This window comes from uncultured Bacteroides sp. (genome assembly GCF_958445495.1).
Lineage (GTDB): Bacteria > Bacteroidota > Bacteroidia > Bacteroidales > Bacteroidaceae > Bacteroides.
Map to the genome: position 1 here is coordinate 1 of NZ_CAUCSQ010000068.1, position 20,490 is coordinate 20,490.

Annotated in this window: 13 protein-coding genes and 1 pseudogene; 7 read left to right on the forward strand and 7 right to left on the reverse strand. The window is 47.7% G+C overall.

The window, feature by feature from the left end; genetic code table 11:
• The first annotated feature begins 8 nt into the window (after positions 1 to 8).
• Together fabF and rnc are read left to right on the forward strand one after the other, a co-directional pair.
• The gene (gene fabF / locus Q5076_RS16155) at positions 9 to 1,271 is read left to right on the forward strand and encodes a beta-ketoacyl-ACP synthase II (protein WP_303014677.1); all 1,263 of its coding nucleotides are present in this window, start codon (positions 9 to 11) and stop codon (positions 1,269 to 1,271) included.
• Entirely contained in the window at positions 1,237 to 2,277 is a 1,041-nt protein-coding gene (gene rnc / locus Q5076_RS16160; RefSeq protein ID WP_303014678.1) for a ribonuclease III, read from the forward strand. The genes fabF and rnc overlap by 35 nt, the downstream gene beginning before the upstream one ends.
• On the opposite strand, the gene Q5076_RS16165 is transcribed toward rnc, so the two are convergent.
• The gene (locus Q5076_RS16165) at positions 2,180 to 3,190 is read right to left on the reverse strand and encodes an ATP-dependent 6-phosphofructokinase (protein ID WP_303014664.1); all 1,011 of its coding nucleotides are present in this window, start codon (positions 3,188 to 3,190) and stop codon (positions 2,180 to 2,182) included. The two genes, rnc and Q5076_RS16165, sit on opposite strands and share 98 nt — an antisense overlap.
• 137 nt (positions 3,191 to 3,327) lie before the next feature.
• On the opposite strand from Q5076_RS16165, the gene Q5076_RS16170 reads away from it, so the two are divergent.
• Positions 3,328 to 4,836, forward strand: a complete 1,509-nt coding sequence (locus Q5076_RS16170; protein WP_303014665.1) for a GH3 auxin-responsive promoter family protein — start codon at positions 3,328 to 3,330, stop codon at positions 4,834 to 4,836.
• A 190-nt stretch (positions 4,837 to 5,026) separates the two neighbouring features.
• On the opposite strand, the gene mnmA is transcribed toward Q5076_RS16170, so the two are convergent.
• Positions 5,027 to 6,187 carry a tRNA 2-thiouridine(34) synthase MnmA gene (gene mnmA, locus Q5076_RS16175; RefSeq protein ID WP_303014666.1) on the reverse strand — a complete coding sequence of 387 codons (1,161 nt, stop codon included), beginning with the start codon at positions 6,185 to 6,187 and terminating at the stop codon, positions 5,027 to 5,029.
• 52 nt (positions 6,188 to 6,239) lie between these two features.
• Between mnmA and Q5076_RS16180 the strand changes: the two genes are divergently transcribed.
• The 3 genes from Q5076_RS16180 (at position 6,240) to cysS (ending at position 11,569) form a co-directional block, all read left to right on the forward strand.
• Complete coding sequence (locus Q5076_RS16180) at positions 6,240 to 9,077, forward strand: DEAD/DEAH box helicase (protein ID WP_303014667.1); 2,838 nt, start codon at positions 6,240 to 6,242, stop codon at positions 9,075 to 9,077.
• A gap of 138 nt (positions 9,078 to 9,215) precedes the next feature.
• Complete coding sequence (locus Q5076_RS16185; protein WP_303014668.1) at positions 9,216 to 10,028, forward strand: Cof-type HAD-IIB family hydrolase; 813 nt, start codon at positions 9,216 to 9,218, stop codon at positions 10,026 to 10,028.
• A gap of 59 nt (positions 10,029 to 10,087) precedes the next feature.
• Complete coding sequence (cysS, locus tag Q5076_RS16190; RefSeq protein ID WP_303014669.1) at positions 10,088 to 11,569, forward strand: cysteine--tRNA ligase; 1,482 nt, start codon at positions 10,088 to 10,090, stop codon at positions 11,567 to 11,569.
• A 326-nt stretch (positions 11,570 to 11,895) separates the two neighbouring features.
• On the opposite strand, the gene Q5076_RS16195 is transcribed toward cysS, so the two are convergent.
• From Q5076_RS16195 to Q5076_RS16205, 3 genes are all read right to left on the reverse strand, one after another.
• Positions 11,896 to 14,760 carry a chondroitinase family polysaccharide lyase gene (locus Q5076_RS16195; protein ID WP_303014670.1) on the reverse strand — a complete coding sequence of 955 codons (2,865 nt, stop codon included), beginning with the start codon at positions 14,758 to 14,760 and terminating at the stop codon, positions 11,896 to 11,898.
• Between the two features lie 11 nt (positions 14,761 to 14,771).
• Positions 14,772 to 16,322 (reverse strand): sulfatase, encoded by a 1,551-nt coding sequence (locus Q5076_RS16200; protein WP_303014671.1) that lies wholly within the window; start codon positions 16,320 to 16,322, stop codon positions 14,772 to 14,774.
• A 127-nt stretch (positions 16,323 to 16,449) separates the two neighbouring features.
• Positions 16,450 to 17,652: a glycoside hydrolase family 88 protein gene (locus tag Q5076_RS16205; protein ID WP_303014673.1), complete on the reverse strand. Its 1,203-nt coding sequence runs from the start codon at positions 17,650 to 17,652 to the stop codon at positions 16,450 to 16,452.
• 755 nt (positions 17,653 to 18,407) lie between these two features.
• Here Q5076_RS16205 and Q5076_RS16210 point away from each other — a divergent pair.
• Complete coding sequence (locus Q5076_RS16210; RefSeq protein WP_303014675.1) at positions 18,408 to 18,812, forward strand: PaaI family thioesterase; 405 nt, start codon at positions 18,408 to 18,410, stop codon at positions 18,810 to 18,812.
• Positions 18,813 to 18,882: 70 nt separating this feature from the next.
• Here Q5076_RS16210 and Q5076_RS16215 read toward each other — a convergent pair whose 3' ends face one another.
• Both Q5076_RS16215 and Q5076_RS16220 read right to left on the reverse strand, forming a co-directional pair.
• A complete protein-coding gene (locus Q5076_RS16215) occupies positions 18,883 to 19,752 on the reverse strand; it encodes a DUF3108 domain-containing protein (RefSeq protein ID WP_303014676.1) in 870 nt (289 codons plus the stop codon).
• A pseudogene (locus Q5076_RS16220) lies at positions 19,703 to 20,490 on the reverse strand (hypothetical protein); the annotation flags it as partial. The pseudogene Q5076_RS16220 and the gene Q5076_RS16215, both read right to left, overlap by 50 nt.

Here is a 20,490-nt window from a genome sequence, read left to right on the forward strand (position 1 = left end):
TCATCAATATGGAATTAAAAAGAGTGGTAGTAACAGGCCTTGGCGCCATTACTCCTGTTGGCAACGGTGTACCTGAATTCTGGGAAAACCTAGTGAACGGGGTTAGTGGAGCAGGGCCTATTACTCATTTTGATGCGTCGCTATTCAAGACCCGGTTCGCATGTGAAGTAAAAAACTTCGACGTAACGAAATATATCGACCGTAAGGAAGCAAGAAAAATGGATTTGTATACCCAATACGCCATTGCCGTTGCTAAAGAGGCAGTAGCTGATTCCGGTCTTGATGTAGAAAAAGAAGACTTAAATAGAATCGGCGTAATCTTTGGCGCCGGTATCGGTGGCATACATACATTTGAGGAAGAAGTAGGTAACTACTACACCCGTCAGGAAATGGGTCCGAAATTCAATCCGTTCTTCATCCCGAAGATGATTTCGGATATTGCAGCCGGACAGATTTCCATCATGTATGGTTTCCACGGTCCTAACTACGCGACTTGTTCAGCATGTGCAACTTCAACCAATGCCATTGCAGACGCTTTCAACCTGATTCGTCTGGGCAAAGCGAATGTAATCGTGTCCGGCGGTTCGGAAGCGGCTATCTTCCCCGCAGGAGTAGGCGGTTTCAATGCAATGCATGCTCTATCGACCCGCAACGACGAGCCGGGTAAAGCTTCACGCCCGTTCAGCGCAAGCCGTGACGGTTTCGTAATGGGTGAAGGCGGCGGTTGCCTGATTCTGGAAGAACTGGAACACGCAAAAGCCCGCGGTGCGAAAATCTATGCGGAAGTAGCCGGCGTAGGCATGTCTGCAGACGCACATCACCTGACAGCTTCCCATCCGGAAGGACTCGGAGCCAAGCTCGTGATGATGAACGCGCTGGAAGATGCGGAAATGGACCCGAAAGAAGTAGACTACATTAATGTACACGGTACATCTACTCCGGTCGGTGATATTTCAGAGGCAAAAGCCATTAAAGAAGTATTCGGCGAACATGCTTTCGAACTGAACATCAGTTCGACAAAATCAATGACAGGCCACTTGCTGGGCGCCGCCGGTGCGGTAGAATCAATTGCAAGTATCCTCGCTATCAAAGACGGCATTGTTCCTCCGACTATCAACCATGAAGAAGGTGACAACGACGAGAATATCGACTATAACCTTAATTTCACGTTCAATAAAGCACAGAAACGCGAAGTTAACGTTGCCCTGTCCAACACATTCGGATTTGGCGGTCATAATGCGTGCGTTATCTTCAAAAAATACGCTGAGTAAAATCGTGTTACGAAATCAGATAGATAAGATAAGGCTCTTGTTCCGCAAGGACAAAGAGTCTTATCTTTGTTTTTATCGGATACTCGGTTTCTATCCCCGTAACATCCAGCTTTACGAACAGGCGCTCTTGCATAAGTCGTCTTCCATACGTTCAGACCAAGGACGGCCGTTAAACAATGAACGCCTGGAATTCCTGGGCGACGCAATCCTCGACGCCATCGTGGGGGATATCGTCTACAATCGCTTCGAAGGGAAACGGGAAGGTTTTCTGACAAACACACGTTCCAAGATTGTGCAACGGGAAACGTTAAACAAACTCGCCGTAGAAATCGGGTTGGATAAACTTATCAAATACTCCACACGTTCTTCCTCCCACAACAGTTACATGTACGGCAATGCTTTCGAAGCATTCATCGGAGCGATTTATCTCGACCAGGGATATGAACGCTGCAAACAATTCATGGAGCAGCGAATCATCAACCGATATATCGATCTGGACAAGATTTCCCGCAAAGAGGTAAATTTCAAGTCCAAGCTGATAGAATGGAGCCAGAAAAGCAAAATGGAAGTTTCATTCGAACTGATAGAACAGTTCCTCGACCATGACAGCAATCCCGTATTCCAGACAGAAGTACGCATCGAAGGACTTCCGGCAGGAACCGGAACGGGGTATTCCAAAAAGGAGTCCCAGCAAAATGCAGCTCAGATGGCTATAAAAAAAGTCAAGGACCCTCTATTCATATCAACGGTCAACGAAATCAAAATGCAACAATCACTAACGGCTGAACCTGCACCGGAGACAGATGCAAGTTGTGCAGAAAATGCACAACTTCAAAACATATCGGAAGAAAGCGGATACACCCCCGAAACCGCGACGGGCTCCGTCACCGAAGTCTCTGCCGAAACACCTAACCGAAACAAATCCCCATACGGCGTCCCTGAACCACCAAATCATGTTCTTCAGTCACCAGTTTCAGTTTCCCCGCCACCTCTTCCAGAGGAGTAGAAACAATCGTATTCCCTTTTAATGCAACCATGCGCCCAAATGCCCCGTCGGCTATCAGTTCTGTCGCATGCCCGCCCATCCGGGTAGAAAGATTACGGTCAAAAGGAGTAGGAGAACCACCTCGCTGGATATACCCTAACACAGTTTCACGAGTTTCAATCCCTGTTTCATATTCGATTTCCTGGGCAATATACTCCGCCGCTCTCTTACGTCCGTCCGTTTTAATGCCTTCCGCAACCACAACAATGGAATACGGCTTTCCTTTTTTAAGCCTTTTCAAAATAGTATCCCCGACATTCCGGATATTATAAGGAATTTCAGGAACAAGAATCACGTCACCTCCCCCCGCCATACCGGAGTATAAGGCAATCCAGCCCGCCTTATGCCCCATGACCTCAATCACCATCACCCTTTTATGTGAACTAGCCGTAGAATGCAGCCGGTCAATCGCGTCCGTAGCGATGCTTACGGCCGAATCGAAACCGAAAGAGATGTCCGTACCCCAAATATCATTATCAATGGTTTTGGGCACAGACACGATATTGACTCCCATCGCGGCAAACTTGGCTGCCGTCTTTTGCGTTCCGTTTCCTCCGATACAAACGACACAATCCAGTCCCAGTTCCCGGATATTCCGGAGAATCAGGGACGGTTTGTCAACATCCGATACAACGCCGCCCTTTTTAAAAGGCTTCTCACGGGAAGTTCCCAACATGGTCCCGCCAAGATTCAGCAAACCGGAAAGGGATTTATCCGTAATCGGCTCCACATCCTTAGTCAGCAGCCCCTGGAAACCGCTGTGAATACCTGTCACTTCCATCCCATAATAATTGATGGCAGTTTTACACACGCCACGAATCGTAGCATTTATACCGGGACAGTCGCCTCCGGAAGTTAAGATTCCAATTCTCATTGTCGCATTTTTTAGTCAAAAATTCGGGGATTGCATGAAAGTCGTCAATTTTTAACGATTATTTCCGTCGTAAAGATAGGAAAAAAAGATAAATAAGTTACTTTTGCACGACTAAACATTATTATGTTAAAGCAGAAATGAATATTACAAAAATTATTAGTAAGACTTTTGATTCCCGTTTAAAACAGATAGACCTATATGCTACTCAAGCCGGCGAGATACAGCACCGTGTACTAAACCGCCTGGTACATCAGGCTGCCCGGACAGAATGGGGAAAAAAGTATGACTATGCTTCCATCCGTAACTATGAAGATTTCAGAAAACGTGTTCCAATTCAGACGTACGAAGAAATCAAACCTTATGTGGAACGTTTACGGGCGGGAGAACAAAATCTGCTTTGGCCATCGGAAATCCGTTGGTTTGCCAAATCATCAGGAACAACCAACGACAAAAGCAAATTCCTTCCAGTCAGCAAGGAAGCGCTGGAAGACATTCATTACAGAGGAGGGAAAGATGCTGCCGCACTCTATTTCCGTATCAATCCGGACAGCCGTTTTTTCTCAGGGAAAGGATTGATTTTGGGAGGTAGCCACAGTCCGAACCTTAATTCTAACCACAGTCTGGTAGGCGACTTATCCGCCATCCTGATTCAAAATGTCAGTCCGCTCATTAACTTTATCCGCGTTCCCAGCAAAAAAATCGCATTAATGAGCGAATGGGAGACCAAAATAGAAGCGATTGCGAACAGTACCATTCCGGTCAACGTCACAAGCTTATCCGGCGTACCGTCCTGGATGCTGGTACTTATCAAACGTATCCTCGAAAAAACAGGAAAACAGACCCTGGAGGAAGTCTGGCCGAACCTGGAAGTTTTCTTTCACGGCGGGGTAGCTTTCACCCCTTACCGCGAACAATACAAACAGGTGATTCATTCGGAAAAGATGCATTATGTAGAAACCTATAATGCTTCCGAAGGATATTTCGGAACACAGAACGAGCTTTCCGACCCTGCCATGCTACTGATGATTGACTACGGAATCTTCTACGAATTCATTCCGCTGGAAGAGGTCGGCAAAGAGAACCCGCGCGCTTACTGCCTTGAAGAAGTAGAACTGAATAAGAATTATGCAATGGTGATCTCCACCTCCTGCGGTTTATGGAGGTATATGATTGGCGATACGGTAAAATTCACAAGAAAGAATCCCTATAAATTTATCATTACAGGACGTACGAAACATTTCATCAATGCTTTCGGCGAAGAACTGATTGTCGACAATGCCGAAAAAGGACTGGCAAAAGCTTGTACGGAAACCGGTGCACAAGTCAGCGACTATTCCGCTGCGCCGGTATTTATGGACGAGCATGCCAAATGCCGCCACCAATGGCTGATAGAATTTGCCAGGATGCCGGATTCCATAGAAAAATTCGCGACAATACTGGATACCACATTGAAAGAAGTAAACTCCGATTATGAGGCCAAACGCTGGAAAGACATCGCTCTGCAACCGTTGGAAGTCATTGTTGCACGACGGGGACTATTCCACGACTGGCTGGCGCAGAAAGGGAAATTGGGAGGACAGCACAAAATTCCCAGACTAAGCAATACACGGGAATATATAGAAGAGATGTTAACGCTGAATAAGTAGGGCGGCAACCGGTTCATAGTATAACGAGAAATTGATTATAAACCGGTTTATTATTCCATTCGAGAAAGCAGGACCCTGTTTTTCACATTTGCACTTCCACACAGCGCCCGGCATACTCCCCTTTACAATAGCAGGGAAAAAGTAACAGGCGGAAAAACATCACCCGGCTACCCACCGGAACAATGCCTAATCATCCAGATGCGGCAATAATTCCCCCTCCCAATAACAATCCGTCTTTATAAAATGCGGCAGCCTGTCCCAAGGCAACGGATGTCAACGGTTCACGAAGCGCAACATGCAACAAATTATCCGTTGTCAGAGAGACAGTACAACGATTCTCCTGCTTACGATACCGTATTTTCACGATAATGTCGGAAACTCCAAGCAAACGCTCTTCATTTACGATATTCCAATCTTTCAGCCACATCTCCGTTTTCTCCAAAGATTGAAGAGGAGCGAGCACTATTTCATTTCTTTCCGGGAAAATCTCCTTCACAAACACTGGACGATTCAAATGCACTCCCAATCCGCGCCTCTGCCCAATGGTATAAAAAGGGTATCCTTCATGCCAAGCTATAAAATTCCCCTTTTCATCGACAAACCTGCCCCGGCTGACTATTTCGGACCCATTCTGGCTATTTCGGACCAAAGCCTGTCCGTTCCTGTCCAAAACCTCTCCGTTCCGGACCACAGCCGTCCTGTTTCCATACGAAGCTTTCTCCAACCCGGCCAACCACTTCTTCAAGAAACTCCGGTAATCCATCGGGCAAAAACAAACGCCCAAACTGTCTTTTTTAGCCGCTATTTTCCGGAACCCATGTCCGGCGGCCCAAACACGTGCCTCAACTTTCGTGATATCTCCCATCGGCAATAACATCCTGCGGAGAATATCCTGTTTCAGTCCCCACAAAAAGAAAGTCTGATCCTTATCGGAATCGGCGGCAGACGCTATATAATAAACGCCGTCCAACTTTTTTTTCCGGACGTAATGCCCCGTAGCAATATAAAAAATCCCCATTTCATCGGCCAATCGGGCAAGCAACGGCCATTTCAGGTAATTATTGCACAAAGTACAAGGAACCGGAGTATGCCCCGCCATATATTCCCGGACAAAATATTCAATAATTTTCTTTCCGAATATCTCACGGGCATCATAAACGATATGCCGGATTCCCAAATGTTCAGCCAGGCAGCGGGCGTCCTCCAGATACTCGGTCGACCCGTCTAATTCGTAAAAGCGGAAAGTCACCCCGGTCACCTCGTATCCGGCTTCCAGCAACCTTATAGCGGCGACGGAACTGTCCGTTCCTCCGCTCATGCCCAACAATACCCGTTTGTTTTCTATTATCATGCTGCAAAATTAAGTATTTTCCCGTATCTTTGCCAATTCAAGCCCAAAGAGAATGAGAGAGAAAACAACTAACGGACAAATCATCATCGTTTTCACCGAACATCCGGTATTCGGCGCACTGCTAATTCCCTATATTGCGGAAAAATCGGAAGACGGCACATTACAGCTCATAGAGCAAGCCTTCCACATCTCGCCGGAAGCCGTCGCACAAATGAGCGAAACCGAAAGGCGCGTTATCGGCATCGCCTCGCAATATACGGAGAAATACCTGATGAATCTCTATTCCCGTGAGAAAACAGTGTCACGCTTTCTGCATAAACTGGCCGAAAAGCCTGAACTGATAAAAAACGACATCCGTCCGTTCATAGAGGAAAAATTGCAGGAAATGCTCGGTTTAATACGCAAAGACGGTTTGCCTCTTTATCAGAAACAAGCCGGGAATAAAACATTGTACGCCCACCACGCATACCATATCCATCCCCTCGATGCCGAAGTACGCTTCACATTCCATGCCGGCAACAACACATTCCGTTACTGGCTGCAATGCTATTACGAAGGGCAACCGTTTTCCCTAGACGAACAGAAACCCGTCATCACACTGACCTCCGCCCCGACCGCCCTGTTACTCGGAATGAATTTATACTTCTTTCCGCATATAGACAGTACCCGGCTCCTGCCTTTCACCAAAAAGAAAGTAATCAGCGTGAACGATTCGCAAATCGGGAAATATATCAACAACATTATCATCCCGATTGCACGCTACCACGAAATTGAAACAGAAGGACTGGACATAATCGAAGAAGAATGCCCCTGCGAGGCATTACTTTCCCTTGAAGATGCACTCCGTGAACACCAGTCATTACAACTAGACTTCCGGTATGGAACTCAAAAATTCGCACCCGATGACACCGTAGAAATGAAAAGAATCATTTATCGGGACGAATCCGGGCAAACTTTCTCCTTCCGGAGGGATATCGCCGCAGAAAAGAAAGCCATTTCACTGTTAATAGATTCGGGACTGCAACGTATCAGCAATACCCGTTTCAAGCTGCCTGATAACGCCCCGGAGAAAACACTCGCCGAATGGATTGACAACCACCGGGAAATGCTTCAATCCTCCTTTCAGCTCACCGGTAACATCGGAAACGCTCCCTATTGCCTTGACGAAATACGCATCGAGCAAAGCTGCGACGATGAAGTAGACTGGTTCGAACTCCATATCACCGTCATTATCGGTAACTTGCGTATTCCCTTCTCACGCTTCCGCAGACACATCCTCGAAGAGAAAAGAGAATACCTCCTACCCGACGGAAGCATGATTTTCCTACCGGAAGAATGGTTCAGCAAATACGCGAATATACTGGAAAAAGGCATCCAGACAGAGAAAGGAATCCGCCTGAAACGCACATTCATAGGCGCGGTACAGGCAGCTTTAAACAAGAAAGAATTTCCCAAGCCCTCAGTCCCACGGCAATTCAAGAACATCCCCGTCCCCAAAGAACTTAAAGCCACATTACGCCCCTACCAGCAAAAAGGTTTCTCGTGGATGGCGTACCTGTACAAATCAGGATTCGGCGGCTGCCTGGCAGACGATATGGGACTGGGCAAAACCCTCCAGACACTCACTCTGCTGCAACACATATACAAACCTTCCGCCCCTCCAAAAGCAGCGACCCTGATTGTAGTACCGACCTCGTTACTTCACAACTGGCAACGGGAGACAAAACGCTTTACAATACTTTCAGCGATTGAGTACAACAGCAATATCGCCCTGTCCCCAAAACCGGAAAGGTTCTTCAAACACTTTCAACTGATATTCATTACGTACGGCATGATGCGGAACAACGTCGACGCGCTCCGCTCCTACACATTTGAGTACATCGTGCTTGACGAAAGCCAGAACATCAAAAACAGCGATTCCCTCACCTTCCGTTCAGTTCTCCAACTGAAAAGTAACCACCGGCTGGTATTGACAGGAACTCCCATCGAGAACTCTTTAAAAGACTTATGGGCGCAATTCCATTTTATACAACCCGACCTGTTAGGAACAGAAAGCGACTTCCAAAAACAATTCATGATTCCGATTCGCCAGGGAGACACTCGTTCGGAAATCCGGTTGCAACAACTGATAGCCCCGTTTATCCTCCGCAGAAGCAAAGGTGAAGTCGCCCCGGAACTCCCCCCGCTAACTGAAGAGATGATTTATTGCGACATGGGCGAAGAGCAGAACGCCCTCTATGAACAAGAGAAAAACAGCCTGCGCAACATATTAATCCAATACCCTCAATCCATAGACCAGATGCATTCATTCAGCATCCTGAACGGCATCTTGCGGTTACGCCAACTAGCCTGCCACCCCCAGCTTGTTTTCCCCGGTTTTAACGGTGTTTCCGGAAAAAACACACAAATCATCGAAACATTCGATACGTTGCGAAGCGAAGGACACAAAGTCCTGATTTTTTCTTCATTCGCCAAATACCTGGAGATACTTGCCGAAGTCTTTGAGGAGCGAGGATGGAGATACGCCCTATTGACAGGAACAACTAACAACCGTTCATCCGAAATCGCCCATTTCACCGAACAAAAAGACGTGCAAGCCTTCCTCATTTCCCTAAAAGCGGGAGGAGTAGGACTTAATCTGACCCAAGCCGACTATATATTCATTATCGACCCTTGGTGGAATCCTGCCGCCGAATCGCAGGCCATCGCCCGCGCCCACCGCATCGGACAGAACAAACAGGTAATCGCCTACCGTTTCATCACCCAAAACAGCATTGAGGAAAAAATCCTCTACCTGCAAGAAGAAAAACGCAAACTGGCAGAGACATTCGTTACCGACAGCGAATTGCCCATACTAAGTAATGAACAATGGGCAGACCTGTTAAAATGAAACCGCCACAACATAAAACCCGCCACTCCACATCCGACTGCCGGACCGTACAAATCACGGTTTCCCTTCCCATCTTTTCCGTATCCGGCCTTGCAATCAGACTTTTTTACTTTATCTTTGCAAAGTAAATGATACCGCATGGAATACAAACTAATCGTGCTCGACCTCGACGGCACACTCACTAATTCTAAAAAAGAGATAAGTCCCCGCAACAGGGAAACACTGATACGCATCCAAGAACAGGGCGTTCGCCTGGTCCTGGCTTCCGGCCGGCCTACCTACGGCATTGCGCCGCTGGCGAACGAATTGCGCATGAATGAATTCGGAGGGTTCATCCTGTCCTACAACGGAGGAGAAATCATCAACTGGGAAACACAAGAGATGATATATGAAAATGTACTGCCCAATGACATCATCCCCCTACTTTACGAATCCGCCCGCAGTTACCGGCTCACCATCCTGACTTATGACGGGAACGAAATCGTAACCGAGAATTCCCGGGACACATACGTACGGAAAGAAGCCTTTCTCAACAAAATGGCGGTTCGCGAGACAAACGATTTCCTGACAGATATCACACTCCCCGTAGCCAAATGCCTGATTGTAGGAGAAGCCGACCGGCTCATCCCGCTGGAAGCGGAACTCAGTCTTCGGCTGCAAGGACGTATCAATGTTTTCCGTTCAGAACCCTATTTTCTCGAACTGGTTCCGCAAGGCATCGACAAAGCTCTGTCGCTCGCCGTCTTATTACAAGAGACAGGAATAAGGCGGGAAGAAGTCATTGCCATAGGAGACGGTTACAACGACCTGTCCATGATTAAATTCGCAGGACTGGGCATCGCAATGAAAAATGCGCAGGAACCGGTAAAAAAAGCGGCGGACTATATCACCCTGAGTAATGACGAAGACGGCGTTGCCGAAGCGGTAGACAAGTTTCTATGTCAACCATAGACTACATATCCGGATTTTATACTAACTTTGCAAGGGCAATAAAACAAATATAAAATGTTATGGAACATCAACTTACCATTTACAACACATTAGACAGAAAGAAAGAGTTGTTCGTACCGCTCCATGCTCCCCACGTAGGGATGTACGTATGCGGGCCGACCGTTTACGGCGATGCCCATCTGGGACATGCGCGTCCGGCCATTACATTTGACGTGCTCTTCCGCTATCTCACTCATTTAGGATATAAAGTACGCTATGTGCGCAACATAACCGACGTAGGCCATCTGGAACATGACGCCGACGAAGGAGAAGACAAGATTGCAAAGAAAGCGCGCCTGGAAGAACTGGAACCGATGGAAGTCGTCCAATATTACCAGAACCGCTACCACAAGGCGATGGAAGCCCTTAACGTACTTCCTCCGAGCATTGAGCCGCACGCCTCAGGACACATCATCGAACAAATCCAACTGGTGCAGAAGATACTGGATGCCGGATACGCTTACGAGAGCGAAGGCTCCGTCTATTTCGACGTAGCCAAATACAATAAAGATCATCATTACGGCAAACTCTCCGGACGCAATCTGGACGACGTATTAAATACGACCCGCGAACTGGACGGGCAAAGCGAAAAACGCAACCCCGCCGATTTCGCCCTCTGGAAAAAAGCACAGCCGGAACATATCATGCGCTGGCCGTCTCCGTGGAGTGACGGTTTTCCCGGATGGCATGCCGAATGTACCGCAATGGGACGTAAATACCTCGGCGAGCACTTCGATATCCACGGAGGAGGAATGGATTTGATTTTCCCGCACCACGAATGTGAAATCGCACAATCCGTAGCTTCACAGGGAGACGACATGGTGCATTACTGGATGCATAACAACATGATAACCATCAACGGGACAAAGATGGGAAAATCACTGGGCAACTTCATCACCTTGGACGAGTTCTTCAACGGAACCCATAAATTGCTGGCCCAGGCTTACACCCCGATGACTATCCGTTTCTTCATCTTGCAGGCGCACTACCGCAGCACGGTCGATTTCAGCAATGAAGCGTTACAAGCATCGGAAAAAGGCCTGCAACGTTTGATGGAAGCCATCGACGCACTGGAAAAGATACATCCGGCATCCGCCACTTCGGAAGACATCCGCATCAACGAGTTGCGTGCGAAATGTTACGAAGCGATGAACGACGACCTGAATACCCCGATTGTCATCGCACAACTCTTTGAAGGCGCCCGTATCATCAATAGTGTAATCGCCGGAAAAGCCACCCTCTCCGCCGAAGACTTACAAAACCTGAAAGAAACCTTCCATCTGTTCTGTTTCGACATTATGGGACTGAAAGAAGAAAAAGGTTCTTCGGACGGACATGAAGCCGCCTATGGAAAAGTAGTGGACATGTTGTTGGAACAACGAATGAAAGCGAAAGCGAATAAGGATTGGGCTACTTCTGACGAAATCCGTAATACACTGACCGCACTTGGATTTGAAATCAAAGACACCAAAGACGGTTTTGAGTGGAAACTGAACAAATAAAGCCCCGTCAAAGAAAGCAATCGGAAAAGGAACAGGCAGCATCGGGCCGAAGACGGTGTTGCCATACGGTAAAATCGGAATCCATTCAAAGGACTCTCCCTTTCCATAAACAGGAGAAAAGCACTTTGCCGAAGGAATGCCGGAACACCACGCAAAGCAACCGGCAACCTCCAACCGGACATTGAAAATCAAGGGATGTCCATCAAGTAAATAAGGTGAAGAGTAAGTTCCCATAGAACAGGTAAACTTACTCTTCACCGAATTCCAAAAATGCAGAATTTACTGAATGTCTCTTCAACAATACGGGATTTATCAAATTCCTCCCCTTACATACTTTTCAAAACCATTTCGACGGGTTGCCCATGCTGGCAAGTCACGGTTACTACCGTATCGTCCCCCTGCTGCTGCAACCGGACATTCTCCATCGGGGCTGCCAACGTCCAACTTCCTTTGAGACGTATATCCTTACGGACAGGACGGCTGGGTTCCTTGGTCGTATATGTTTTCTCCTTTATGTTCAGGTTCGGGTCACAGACACTTATACGGATTCCTCCGCCCGGTTCCTCCGCATACATCACCAAAGTCTCCGCAGGGATGCCGGCAACCACCTTGCCGCTGTCAGACCGGTAATCTTCAAAAGCGGCATACCCGGTAATACCGGTTTTCCTGTCATAAACGACGTGGGCAACCTGGTCACGCTGCAACACCTCATAAGGAACAACCTTACGGGAATCCTCCAACTCAGAGGCAGAAGGCTGAATCAAAACCATATATTCGTATGTCGCCCCCTTAGGCGCTTTCCCATGCTCCAGCCACGCGGAAGAGAACTTGCCTTTCGTCACTGCACGAGTCTTTTCATGGCGTGATTCCTGCTCCGCTACTTGTGAACGGACAGTCCCGTCAACCACATGATAATAATTGTCATAACCGTCCTGCAGCCAATAACCGTCATCTCCCGCCTTGGCATCCTTTCCATTATACTTAACCTGGAAAAGGGTCGTTTCCGTAGGATAATCCGTATTGCTGTTCGTGATACCTGTCCCCAAACAAACCATCCGGTTATCGAAACAAAAGACAGACTTACGAGCTACAAAATCAGACGTAAAATTCTCATAGTCGCGTTCCATCAGCTTCATGGCAAACATACCGTTCCGCCCGTCCAGAGAGGTGCTTCCGGAAAAATTCTCTTTCGAACGCGCCATCATAGTCCCTTTCAACGGACTGTCGAGCAACTCGAAAGGCAGATGAATCGTAGTCGTCCCCGGCAGCCGGTTCCAGTCCCAGCCTTCCTGTACAAAACCGCTTCCGGCACGGGACACCGGATTCCCCTTCCCCATAATCTGTACGGAGCCATAACTCTGGTAACGCCCGTAACGATTGTCCTTCACATAAATTTCAGCGCCCCAGACATCAGTAGTATATCCTTTCAGCGTCACCATCCAGTCCGCCCGACGGAAAATTCCCGCTGAACCGTAATTATAAACGAAAAATCCCTGCGGTGCACGGGCAGGCTCGATTCCTTCCTTCTTAAAGAAACGGGCGTTCGGCGTATCCCGTCCGTTCAGTAACCGTAAATAATCTGCCGCCAGACCCCGGTCGAACGAATCTCCCTTGCCCGACAAATCACCGGATAAGGCGATATGGGCAAATGCCTCAATATCCTCACTTCCCATCTTTCCGTTAAAAGGATGACGACCGCTGATACCAATCCCCCATTCGTAAAGATTACAGTAATTGCGCATGGCGACAAAAGCCGACTTTATGTGCTGACGGGCTTCTTCCGTCAATTCAAAGCCCGTACCATTGGTAAACGCAATGAACTGCCCCACTGTTGCCAGCACTCCCGTCGTATATCCCGGATAAAACCCTCCATGATGGAAAGTAGTGCCGTCTATTTTTATGCCGCCAATCGTGCCCGGCGTATAACGCAAAGAAGAAGACAACCAACGGGACAATCCGCTCAAAGCCTGCTCTTGTTCCCTCATGTCGGGAAACATCATGGCAGAAATAAATTTCGCCATCAACAGCGTATGCCAGGAATCCAACAATTCGTCACGTGTCGGAGAACAAGGGCGGCGAGTTTCCTGCAAAGCCGCCCAGAAACGCAATGCAGACAAATAAGTGTCCCGATGGGGATGCCGATAAATGGCATCGCGCATCAGCCATGCGGTCGTATATATCTTACGTATCTGATAACCGTAATGATGATTGGTTCCCATGCCACTGCCAAATGCAAATCCCTGATCGATGGCATAGTCAAACACCATGAAATAATTCTCCTCCGACGTCTTGTTCCGATTGCAAGAGGCGTCATAGGCGAAACCGGCCAGCATCTTCTCAATATCATTCCATGACATCTCCCCCTTCTTCTTGTCCTGTTCGTCCGGTGCCACAATAGGAGTCCCGACAAACCCCGTTCCCGCGGCAGATGGCTTGATGGCCGCCTTTTCAAAAGTTTTGTAGGCGGCGTTCACCTGTCCTTGAGGGGCTTTCTCCACCTTCAGGAAATCCGTCAGGCGTTGTTCAACGGTTTTCAGGTCCTTCTTCTGCCGGTCGGTCAGTTCAGACGCCAGAGGAATGTCATAAGACAGTTGTTCCCATTTCCAGACCAGGCACCAATGCCAAAGGTCCCGGTTAGACAACCCGTTGTTGGTAGGCAACTGTTGGTCCGGAGTAGTGCGGAGATTCATCTTTTTCTCCGGGAATGTCAGACGGTCCAGAAAGACACGTCCTTTTCGTTCGGGAGCAACCAGCCTGTAAGCCACAATATTCTTGTCTTTCTTGTTCCCCTTCATATACTCGAAGGAAATCCAGCAGGCACGCCATCCCGCCGCCTGCAAATGATAAGAGAACCAATAAGAGACCTCACCCTCCTTATTCAGAAATTCAAAACGGATGGAGTCCTGCTGCGGCTTCTCGTTATAAAGCCACAAAGTAATGCCGAACTGTTTTTCTTTTTTCGCGTTCAATGATAAAGGAGACACCCGGACATCCAAGGTAGAACCGGGTTGGAAATCCCATTCCAGACTGCTTTTCCCTTCTTTATAGAAAAGAGAAGAGATTTTCAGTTCTCCCTTTCCAGCCGCTTTAAATGTTTCGGGCACTTCATCCTCAAAACCGGTAAACTGGGCGAAAGCCGGAGAAGCCGCTGCGAACAGAAACAACAGCAGATAATAAACATTCTTTTTCATTCCGCACACATTTAATAAGGTATCCTGTCTGACAATATCTTCTCCGTATACCAGGGGTCATTGATTTCTTTCAACATCGCACCCATTTCACGATAAAGCTGTTCCACAATTTCCTTATTCTCTTCCAAAGGCAAATTGTGTAACTGGTACGGGTCTTTCGCGTCATCGAACAAAAGGCTCTTCTTCAACTCCTTCGTATCACGGTCAATATACAAAGCCAACGTATAGTTTGCAGTCTTGATTCCTCTTGAAGAAGGGAAATAAGTCTGTACCAACCCGTTTTCATCCTTCTCGCCGTCCAGATTCTGAATATACAACGCACCTGTAGGACGAACAATTTCCGCCTTCTCATCAAAGAAAAGAGGAGCGAAGTTGCGTCCCTGCACCTCCGACGGGATAGAATCGCCCAGTCCGCATAATCCGAGCACGGTAGGCATAATGTCCGGTGCGGAAAGTAGCAGATTATCCACCCTCGGTTTTATCTTACCTGGGAAACGGACCAGGAACGGGATGTTCATCGACTCCGAATAAGGAGAATTCTTCGGGTCGTCCGTCCGCTGGCTGCACATTGTCTCTCCATGGTCGGAAGCGAAAATAACAACCGTATTCTTATCCAGCCCCAACTCCTTCAAAGTTTCGAGAATCTGCCCGAAAGCCCGATCCACTCCGGTCACGGAAGCAAAATAATAACGGACAGACTCCGCCTTCTTCATCTTCAAGTCCACGTTAGGACGAACCAACAGGCTGTCTAGCGGCACGTCTTTATAAAGATTAAAGTCCTGCTCCTCGCAATCGTCTAACGAACGGTACGGACTGTGGGGAGGATTCATACCTACCATAATGAAGAAAGGCTTCTTTGTATCCCGCACGTTCCCTTCATTTTTCAGATAAGAAACCACCTTACCCGATTCATGCAGGGGCGACCACTCTTTCGGCTCGTGCTTTTTGCCGTCCGTATCCCAGTAATGCGGATTCTTATGCTCGTCAAACGTACCGTAAGAATACCAGTAATTAAAACCATGCCGGCGTTCTTTCGGCGTATAAGCATCCCATACCGGACGCTTTGCCTCTACATACTGTCCCGGATGTTCGGGGTCGTTCGGAGTAGGAAAATCGGCATGGAGCTTGCCGAAGTAAGCGCAATCATAACCGGCTTTGCTGAACACGTCACCGATACATTCGGCATCTTCACGCAAAGAACTGATAGGACGGGTAGAGTTGCAATTCAAAGGCACGCCGCTACGATTGGGATACATGCCGGTCAGCAGCATACCGCGATGGGGGCTGCTCAACGGGCAGTTACTCTGGGCGGAAGACAAAACTACGGACTCACGAGCAAATGCGTCCAGATTAGGAGTATGCACGGGGTCACCCTTAAAATTCACCTTATCCCGGAATCCTTCCTGGCTCCAGAATCCCATTGCCTGGTTACGGTACTGGTCGGGAAACACATAGATGATATTAGGATGTTCCGGTTGCTCAGCTACCGGCTTCGGAGCTTTGCAGCCTTGTGCCGCAAACAACGTCAGTCCTCCCATCAGGAGGTTAATAGGTTTATTCATGATAGTTATAATTAATTGATAAGAATAGTAGTAAACAACCGACGGCGATGAACAACGAACGGTGAACAAGCCATGTATCTCAAGCGTATGTTCACCGTTTGCTGTTCCTGTTGCCTATTGTCCGATTTTATTTCTTTTCCAAATCCCTCTTACGCATCAGTCCTTCCAGGAAGTAGTAATCGGCATAATTCAGAGGTACATCGATTTCCTGTCCGTGAGGGATGCTTCCTACGGAATGCATCAGAATAAAATTACCGTTTGTCCCTACCTCGGCACGATAAGCGGGCGAACCCAGGCTTTCCATAATCTTATCGGCAGTCTCTTTATAACGGTTACCCGGCAGATAACCGTCCAATTCATAAAGGGCTGAAGCCGTACAAGCTGCTGCCGAAGCGTCACGGGGTTCATTAGGAATGTTCGGTGCATCGTAATCCCAGTAAGGAACAAGGTCTTCCGGCAAATTCTTATGGTTGAAAATGAAATTATATACTTTTTGTGCCTGGTCGAGATACTTCTTATCTTTGGTGTAGCGGTAGCAAGTCGTATATCCATAGAGTGCCCAAGCCTGACCGCGCGCCCAAGCAGATTCGTCCGCATATCCCTGTGCCGTCTGTCTCTTACGCACCTCTCCCGTTTCCGGGTCGTAATCCACCACATGATAGCAACTGTTGTTCGGACGGAAATGATGTTTCATTGTCGTATCAGCGTGTTTCACGGCAATATTGTAGAAAGTCGAGTCACCGGAAAATGCCGTCGCTTCAAACAACAGTTCCAGGTTCATCATATTATCGATAATCACCGGACATTTCCATCCGCGTTTCCCCTGCCAACCTCTGTCGGCATCCCACGACTGGATAACACCCGCATTCGGACGGAAACGGGTAGAAAGCGACTTGGCAGCCTCAACCACCACATCCTTATACTCCGTCTTGTTTGCCATGCGGTAACCGTTCAGATAGCTGCAACCAATCATAAAACCAACATCGTGATGCCACTTCAAATATTTCACCGAATCAAGGGCTTCCGTATATTTCTCCGCCAACGGCAGCCATTTCGGGTCTCCGGTCAGATTGTAAGTCAGCCAGATGTTACCGGGGAAAAAGCCGGAGCACCAGTCGTCAATCGGTATATAAGATATACTGCCGTCTTTCTTAATGGTTCTGGGATTCAGAATTTTACCGGACTTCTCGATAATATCCGTCTGGATGGTGTGTTGTGCCACCGCATTGTCAATGTTGTCCTGGATAAAATCCTTTTCAACTTTTTTTTGTCCGCCGCAACTCGTAAAGATTAGAAGGGAAAGTCCTAATGCGCTAAGAATTGTTTTCATAATACATGGATTATTTGTTAAGTGATTAATTTTCCTGATTGCAAAAATAGCGTATTCTTACAGTTCAGACCGACCTAAATAATCCAAATGACGGATAATTTTGGTACATTTCTCAAAGAAACAATACTTTTATACAACTATCTCCTTTAAGCCGCCGGTATCACTCATTCTTCCCGTACAGTCGCAATCACAATCCGTTTCTCTACTCTTTCCGTACGGTATCCACGCCCGCCCCGGTCTTATCTCCCGAACATCCGATTTCATACTCTGCATATCCGAGATTTTACACCCGGATATCCAAGCTTTACTCTTATGCTTCCGGGCCCCCATGTCCGGCTATCCGTCAATTACCGGAACCGACAGTTCCAGCCTATGGTAAACTTCCCGGCGATTAACGGGGAACTCTCTTTTCCCGACATGCAAGAGATGGGAAATTATCTGCCTATCGTCATTACGAAAAACGACAGAGAATGCCGGGCAATAACCTCAAACCGGCATCCGAAGGGCACTCCGGCGCTATTATTTCCATTTCCCGAATGTCGCTACTTTCCATTCTCTCATTCCCCTTTCCATCTCTCCCGTCATTTCCCAGCCTCTCATCATTTTCCGGCTTCCTGCCGTTTTCCGGCCTTCCATCCTTTTTCAATGTCCTTTCGTTCCGTGTTTATTTTTTCAATGCTTATTTTCATCGATACTATTGAAAACGATTATCTTTGCAAAGTATGTAATATTTACCAGATACAATAATATGCAATATGACAGCACAAGAATTTTTCAAGAATGACCTGTTTGCAGAAAATGCAGGTGTAGTACTATTAGAGGTACGCGAAGGATATAGCAAAGCGCAATTGGAAATTAAACCGGAACATCTCAACGCAGGGGCGCGGACACAGGGAGGAGCAATTTTCACATTGGCAGACCTGGCGCTTGCCGCTGCCGCCAACTCACATGGGACACTGGCTTTCTCACTCTCGTCGACCATCACTTTTTTACGTGCAAGCGGACCGGGAGACATTCTTTATGCCGAAGCCCGCGAACGCTACATCGGCAGGAGTACGGGATGCTACCAAGTCGATGTAACCAATCAGAACGGCGACCTGATTGCGACTTTCGAATCCAGCGTATTCAGAAAAGAGCAGAAAGTCCCTTTCAATATCTGACGCTTAACGGCCGGTAACCGGAAAACGGCAAATGGAATAAATTCCCCGGCTGCCGGTTATCGGCTACCGGTCATTTAACCACAGAGGTAAGCGGATGACGGTTTCCGGTGACACTGCTTAAAAACGCTTTCGCCGAGCCGAAATTCAGATACATATCCAGACGGACAGGAAGATGATTCAAATCGTCCGTCACGAAAAAAGTGATGACCTCTTTCTCCTTCCCTTTCTTATCGTACTCGACCAGTGAGAAAACCAAGCAACGATAAGTCACTCCGTTTTCCGCCTTTACATTTTCCTTTCCACGATAAATAAGAGTCTGCTCTTCTACCTTACGGCCGGTAGCCATCGGGAATTTAATCTTATCCCCCACCTTATAGTCCGCCGGATCATAAGAGCGTGCCTGCGCAAGGATGCTCAGCATGTCATAAATGCAACGGCTATCGCTCGCTTCGGATTCGTTAATCTCTCCATCCCGGTAAGTACGTTTCTGATTGACAAAACAAAGCCCGTCTTTGTAAGAGAACCATGCCTCATCCACGGTATAGCGTTTTCCTTCCTCCGCACCTTTGCGAAAATAGCGGGGTTCCAGCTTCTCGCCGATAACACAGGTCAGCGTATCGCGCATCTTGAAAAAAAAGTCGGCACGCTTGCTGCCTAACGCCAACAGATTTATACGGTAGGCAGGTTCCGAATGATATATAGTCGCATTGGTAGTCAGGCTGGCAAGTCCGGCTTTCACCCATACGAACTTCCAGTTGAAATACAAGTCGTACATCACATGCTCGCCGGATTTAAACGCATCGTTCTTCGCTTCACACTGGGCACCGGCGGGAAGGGCGGCAATTCCCATCAGCAAAGTTAACAATCCGATGGCAAAGTTACGCCGAACGCTAACGGCGACGGTTCTGGTTATTTCGATCTTTCTTTTTCTTGTCTTCATCTGGTTTTTGTTTTTTAAGTTCGTCCGGCTTCTGTTTATCCACAGGGGTCGCGTGGATATCCCACGGTTGTGTCACGTCCCATAATGCCTTGTATTCCAATATGCCCGGATAATAGTAGACTGTTTCCGGCTGTATGCCTTTCTCAAAATCTCCCGTATCCCATTCCCCGTTTCCGTTCGTATCATTGATTAACCGTGCGGCGTATTTTCCCGGATTCAGGAAGTAAAAGTCTACCATCCCGTCTTTCTCCACCCTCCTCTTGCGGACCACTTTGTCTTGTGCGTCAAGCAACTCGACGAATGCAAGGGAATCGGCGCCTGTCACACTAAAATGGAGAGTGAAATATTCATCCTCGCTGCGCACCTTGAATTCCTGTTTTATCTTATCGGTAAACAACCCGTATATACCGTGAAATGCCGTCGAATCAACTGAGAATTCATATTCTAAGGTCGGCTCCCAGTCATAATACAAATTAAACTTTTTCAAGTTAACGGAATCTTGCATGAACTCGAAAGGTATATCTTTCCAAAGCGTATCCACTTTCTGTTTTAAATGGATTGCCGTACTGTCGAAGCTGGCGATGGGTTCGTCAAAAGTCAGGGAAATGTAACCGTACACCTCCATCGATGAAGGCGCGTTGACATTCACCGACAAGAACTTGGTAGGTTCCGGCTCGTCTTCTTCATCTTTCTTTTTCTTTTTTTTCGAATTCTGTATGTTCGGCAAGTGCCGACAGC